Annotated in this window: 3 protein-coding genes; all 3 read left to right on the top strand. The window is 58.3% G+C overall.

The genetic code is table 11. The features are described 5' to 3' along the window. The first annotated feature begins 530 nt into the window (after positions 1-530). A complete protein-coding gene (locus tag VHX65_04405) occupies positions 531-1,553 on the top strand; it encodes a response regulator (protein HEX3997769.1) in 1,023 nt (340 codons plus the stop codon). Positions 1,554-1,871: 318 nt separating this feature from the next. Beyond that, positions 1,872-3,287, top strand: a complete 1,416-nt coding sequence (locus VHX65_04400) for an aldehyde dehydrogenase family protein (GenBank protein ID HEX3997768.1) — start codon at positions 1,872-1,874, stop codon at positions 3,285-3,287. Positions 3,288-3,677: 390 nt separating this feature from the next. After that, the gene (locus tag VHX65_04395) at positions 3,678-6,122 is read left to right on the top strand and encodes a hypothetical protein (GenBank protein ID HEX3997767.1); all 2,445 of its coding nucleotides are present in this window, start codon (positions 3,678-3,680) and stop codon (positions 6,120-6,122) included. The last annotated feature ends 170 nt before the right edge of the window (positions 6,123-6,292 follow it).

The following is a 6,292-nucleotide window of genomic DNA, read 5'->3' as shown; positions in this document are numbered from 1 at the left end:
CCTTTTGCACCCTCGGCATCGTCTGCCAATCTGACGCTTCTCGCCTGCCAATCCCGCAGGAATCCCGCTCGCGTTGCCCCAAAAACATCTTGGCCCGAGTGCTAAATCAACTGGTCAAATAGCGTGCCGAACAGTATTGGGCCTGTCCCCTTTATTGGGCCCCCTTTATTCTTATTGGCCCAGGGGTTTCAAATGCATGCCGCGATGGTTGTGAAATAACCGCAAAATGAAATTTTGAAAAAACTGCCATTGATCGAATTTTGCGGTTTCAGTAGAAACAGCGGATGTAATTCGGAAAGTGTGTGGGGAATGGTGTGGCCCGATGCGGGAGCCAATCCGCATCGAGCCGAAGAATCAAGCACTTTCCCAAGGCGCCGGCCCGCTGCGCCTGACCCCGCCTGCGATTTTTCTCGCGACAGTGTCTGATTAGCGTGCACCTGGGATTTATCTCGAAAAGGAGTCGGGCCGTCCGTCTCTCGCCATCCCGCGGCAGAGCAGAACGGCCCATGTCTGGAAAGGAGACCCTGTTTATGTTGGTTCTATCCCGTCGACCGCAAGAAAAGATTGTCTTTCCGCAATTGGGAATCGAGGTAGAAGTTCTGAATGTCTCGGGCAATACGGTGCGCGTGGGCGTGAATGCCCCGCGCGAGGTGTTGGTGCTCCGGAATGAAGTGGCAGAAAAAGACGCTGCCGGCGCCGGTCCATTGAATGGCAAGACGCGGCCAAGGCCTTCTGCGGGAAAGATTCCCGTCCCCGCTCCCGCTCCGGCTCCGGCAACCGCTCGCCCGGCGAATTCGGCTCCGGCGGTTGCCGCCCAACCGGCCGAGGCCGTTGCGTTGTCGCGCAAATGGGTTCACCAGTTGCGGAATCACCTGAACACTGCCGGCCTGGCCATTCAAATTGCTCAAACTGAAATAGCGGCCGGCGATCTCAACGACGCCAATGCCAAACTGAAACTCGCCATGTCCCAATTGAATGCCTTGGAAGCCGCGATTGCCAGCGGACCGGCTTCGAACGGCGAGGCATCGAAGAACAATGCGGATTCGAACACTCCTGTTGTCCGGGCTGAATCGCTGCCGCGGCAGATCGTGCAAGATCCGCTGAACGCCCCGATCCAGACAGAACAGCCGGCCAGTCTCCGACGCAAGCCGGTGGCGCTCGTGGTGGAAGACAACGAGAACGAAAGCGCGCTTTTGGCGGGCGTTCTGCGGTCGAACGGGTTCCGCGTCGAAACCGCTTCGGATGGATGCCATGCTCTCGACTACCTGGCGACGCATAAACGGCCCGATGTCGTGCTGCTCGACATGCGAATGCCGCGTTGCGATGGGCCCACGACCATCTCCGCAATCCGCAGCAATCCGCAGTTGAACGGATTGCACGTTGTGGCTGTGAGTGGCTCGCGGTCGACGGAGATGGGCGTGAGCACGGGTCCGCAAGGTGTCAATCGCTGGTTCTGCAAGCCGCTTGATTCGAGCCGCTTGGTGCACGAGTTGAAGCACGATTTGCATGTCACGACGGGCGCGGCGCGTCCGGGAAAAGACAAAGCGTGCTAACGGTGCGGCCCTAGGCCCATGGTTTGATTCGTGCCAACGCGATGAATTTCAACAACGCCCGGTGCGATGTATGTCGCGCCGGGCTTTTTTTCGCTGGGCACGATTTTGCCGGATTTTCATGGGTCCAATTGATCCGGCTGCGTTCACCCCGGCAATTCGATCGTTGGCTCGCGGTCGCCCCCCCAAGACTTTTTCACGAATGATCGGTTATGATTGGGGCATCGACAGGCGATTTTCGCTTGTTCGAACACGTTGTCGGGATACGCCGGCCGTCAACCGCACGGCCCTTCCATCGCAGCCCTAGCCCCGCACGCAAACATGAAAATGTTCATCGCCGGCCAATGGGTCGACAAACCGCAGAAAATCGACGTCCGTAGCCCCTTCGACAACACCGTCGTCGATACGGTTCCAAAAGCCGATGTGGCCGACGTCGAGAAGGCGGTCGCGGGAGCGGTCGAAGGGGCAAAGATCATGCGGGCGATGCCGGCCTACGAGCGCTATCGCATTCTCGCCAAGGCTGCCCGGCTCATGTTCGACCGCCGCGAACAGCTTGCCCGCATCATTAGCCAGGAAGAAGGAAAAATCCTTGGCGAATCGCTGGTCGAGGCGGCCCGAGCCGCGGAAACGATCGAGCTTTCTGCCGAGGAGGCCAAACGGATCTATGGCGAGGTGCTTCCACTCGATGCGGCAAGCCACGGGACCAAGAAATTCGGTTTCACGCTGCGAGTTCCGTGCGGGGTGGTGGCTTGCATTACGCCCTTCAACTTTCCGCTGAATTTGCCCTGCCACAAAGTCGGGCCGGCCTTGGCCGCCGGCAACTCGGTCATTCTCAAGCCGGCCAGCGACACGCCGCTGTCGTCGCTGGCGCTGGTGGAGATTCTGCTCGAAGCCGGTGTGCCTCCGCCGGCGATCGCCTGCATCACCGGTTCCGGGAGCTCGATCGGCGACGCCTTGGCCGGCGACCCGCGCATTCGCAAGATCAGCTTCACGGGGAGCCAAGCGGTCGGCGAGCACATCATGCACAAGGCCGGCCTGAAGCGCATCACGATGGAGCTTGGCTCGAATTGCCCGGTGATCGTCATGGACGATGCCGATCTGAACAAGGCGGCCGAGGGAATCGTGGCGTCGGGCTATTCGAACGCCGGGCAGGTTTGCATCTCGGCCCAGCGCGTGCTCGCCGTGCCGAAGGTCTATAGCGACTTGCTCGACGTGCTGAAGCCCAAAGTGGCGGCGCTGCGGACCGGCAATCCGCTCGATTCGCAAACGAAAATGGGCCCCATGATTCGCCAGGGCGATGCCGAACGGGTGCAGCAATGGGTCGGCGAAGCGGTGTCGTCGGGGGCACGGATTGTCACCGGCGGCGGCCGGCAAGGCACGATGCACGAGCCCACGCTTGTGGCCGACGTGTCGCCGAAAATGCGAATCAGTTGCGACGAACTTTTTGGGCCGGCCGTGGCGGTAACCGCCGTCGACGACATCGAGCAAGCCATCTCGTTGGCCAACGACACGCGCTACGGGCTGAGCGCCGCGATTTTCACGGAGAACATCGGCCGCGCGCTTCGTTTCGCGCGAGAAGCGGATAGCGGCAATATCCATATCAATTGGGGCCCGCAATGGCGCGCCGATTTCATGCCCTATGGCGGTTTGAAAGACAGCGGGATGGGCAAGGAGGGCCCGAAATACGCCATCCAAGAAATGACCGAACTGAAAATGGTCGTCGTGCACGGCGTGTAAACCTTCGCCGAAAATAACTTCCGTTTTTCAAGCCCCTCACCCCGCGCTCTCCCGCAAGGAGAGTAAGGGCTCTGCGACCCTAACACACGAAGTCTTTGTAAGGAGCGACGAACGTGTTCTTATCGTAGTAGCCACACGGAATGTGCCGTCGGCGCGCCGCGGCGCATTGCACGCAGAGCAGCGCCGACGGCACACGGAGTGTGCCTGCTACTTTTGGTTGCGGCTCCGCGGCGCCGTGGAGAAGTTATTCTTCGGCGGGAGCTGTAAGCCTGCTTTCATTTTTCGGAAAACTTGACGGCCCGCCACGAGGCCGGTATCGTCACTTTGACAATTGGAACCGATCCAACACGGCACTACGCCAACCGTTTGCGTTCACGAAGGAGCTTCTGCATGCCAGGCATCGATCAGGAATCCATCAGCGCGCTTAAAGACGCCAAGACGAAGGAGGTCTATTTTGCGCTCGTCGTCAAGAATGGCGCCGTCGGCACGATGGTCGTCAATAAGACTTCGAAGGTGCCGCAGAAGAAGATCGATGAAGCCAAAAAGGATTGCGGCGGCACGGCGACGGTTGTCGGCCGATGCTTCGCCTCGAACGGCACGCTCACCGTGCAAACCGTGAAAGACGTCGACGCCAACGGGCAAACGCTGGCCAAGAAATTCGCGAAAGAGGCCGGTTTCTCACACTGCGATTTCGCGACCAACAAGGATGCCGAAAGCGACAAGCCCGGTAGCACGCAGACGACGCCGCAAAAAGTTGGCACGACGACCGACACGAGCGAGCAGGCGAATGGTTTGAAGAATCGTTTGGAAGCAATTCTCGAATGGTGTAAGGCGAACAAGGACGGTCTGGGCACGAAAGACACCGTCGAGCGCACCATTCCCGTGGCGCGGCACGCCAGCGATGCATTGAAGCAAGGCGATTTGGTCGAGGCCGAGAAAAAAATGGTGCTGATCGAGAAGTATCTAAACCTGCCGAAGACGGGGGATTCGTCGGGCGACACATCTTCCGGAAGCACGGAACCGTCCAAAACCTCGGGCGGCAAGGCCGATGAACTCCATCACCGCCTGTCGACGATCGTGAAATGGTGCAATACGCACAAATCCGACGAGGCCAGTAAGGACACCGTCGAGCGCTGCGTTCCCGTCGTGCAGCAGGTGAGCGACGCCTTGAAAACCGGCGATCTTGTCGAGGCCGAAAAGAAGCTAGGAGTACTGGAGAAGTATCTGAATCTTTCTCCGTCGCAAAAGCCGGAAGAGATGCAACCGACTCGTCCGCGGCGCGGCCCTCCGATCCAAAACGCTCCGCAGCCGCCGAATTTGAGCAGCAAGGACAGCTACGATCGCGCCAAGCTGGGCATCGACAATTTCAAGCAAAGCCCCGATGCGGGTTGGAACACGAACGAAGCCAAGCAAACGATCAAGTCGATCCGCGTGAATCTGCTCAATTTAATCACCGACGAGCGCAACGCCGAAGACGACATTACACGCAAAGGCACTTTCTTCGACAGCAAGGACACCAGCTACAAAAAGAACGTGACCGACTTGGTCACGAAGACGATGCTGTCAATCGAGAAGGTAATGGTCGATCCGACGAAAGACACCGGCGGTGAGATCAAGAAAGTGAATGACGCGATCGATCTGCTGGCCATCGAGCGCGCGCATTATGCCGACTTGCGCGGCATCAAAGACGACAAGATGATCGATCAGCGCAAGCGCAAGGTCGCCGCCATCGACAAGCACATCGGCGAAATGCGCAAGATCAACGGCAAGCTGCGCGATGTGCTCAAGCTGAAAATGAAGCCGGCCTTGGATTTGCTCAATTCGCTGCCTGCCCTCAACAAATCGGATTCCAACCAGGGCGATCAAGCGATGAAAGACTTCGCAAAAACGCTCTCCGAAAACGAGCAGATGCGAAAGGACCTGTTCGAGTCGGCCGGTCCCGAGCAATGCGAAGCGCTGTGCATGTTCCTGACGGCTCAGCCGCAAACCGAAAACGACAAATGGTGTCGGGAACTCGCGGTGACGCGGGCCAGTGACCCGGAATTCATGGACCCGTTGTGCAAGACGGCCATCCTTGCCGAGTCGAGCAAAGCCCAATTGGGAACATTTTTCCGCAGCAACTCGACCGCCACCAAGCTGGCGACGAACTACGCCCAGAATTCTCCCGGCGGCAAGGCATACTGCAACAGTGCCCATGCCCGTTACAGCGAGCTGGCCAAAGGAAAGGGCACTTTGGAGCTCGACAAGAACAAAAATCCAAAGCTTACCGACAAGGATATTGAAAAGAACTTGATTGCGCAGAAGAAGATGCTCGGCGACGTGGTCGACGGCATGACGGAGGATCCCGAGTCGGTGCCGCCGGAAATCGCCAAAATCTGCAACACGTTCTACGAAGAGGCGAAACGTGTCTCGGGCGGCAATGAGGAATTTGCCACGACGCAATCGGGCGGCTTCTTGATGCTGCGCGTCGTGATTCCTTCGCTAACGACCGCCGGCGCTCTCGAGGTAAACGCGATTGAAGATGCCCATCGCGAAGTCAAGAAGAAAGCCAAGGAGAACTGGGTGAAGTCCGGAAAGGATGCGGACAAATTCGTTCCGCCGGAAATGTCGAACTCCGATAAGTCGGAGATCGCAAAACTGCAGGAAAAGCAACGATTGGTGACCTTGCAGACTAAGGGGTTGCAGAACATTTCCAATGGCGTCGAATTCGGCGACAAGGAAAAATTCATGATCCCGATGAACGACGCCATCAAGAAGGATGGCAACTACACGCCCGCCGCCACCAAGCTGCGCGGCTTCCTCAAAAGCGTCGCGCAGCGCGGCGGATCGAAATAGTAAATCGGTCGTAATTGTTTACCGCCTCGGGGGAAATTCTTGGATGCTAGCTTAACCTGCTAGCAGGATTCTCGTCGTAGAACAGGTATGGAAGCGACGAGAGGTGGTTCGAACGACGAGCGGGACGCGGCCCAGCGGCGGCCGACGTATGAGGAGTTGCTGGCCGAGAA

This window comes from Pirellulales bacterium (genome assembly GCA_036267355.1).
Taxonomy (GTDB): Bacteria; Planctomycetota; Planctomycetia; order Pirellulales; family DATAWG01; genus DATAWG01.
This window is presented reverse-complemented; position numbering and strand designations above follow the sequence as displayed.

Excerpts from the sequence above, each read along its gene's own strand:
- VHX65_04400 (HEX3997768.1), top strand. The coding sequence starts at position 1,872 with ATGAAAATGTTCATCGCCGGCCAATGGGTCGACAAACCGCAGAAAATC.
- VHX65_04405 (HEX3997769.1), top strand. The coding sequence starts at position 531 with ATGTTGGTTCTATCCCGTCGACCGCAAGAAAAGATTGTCTTTCCGCAA.
- VHX65_04395 (HEX3997767.1), top strand. The coding sequence starts at position 3,678 with ATGCCAGGCATCGATCAGGAATCCATCAGCGCGCTTAAAGACGCCAAG.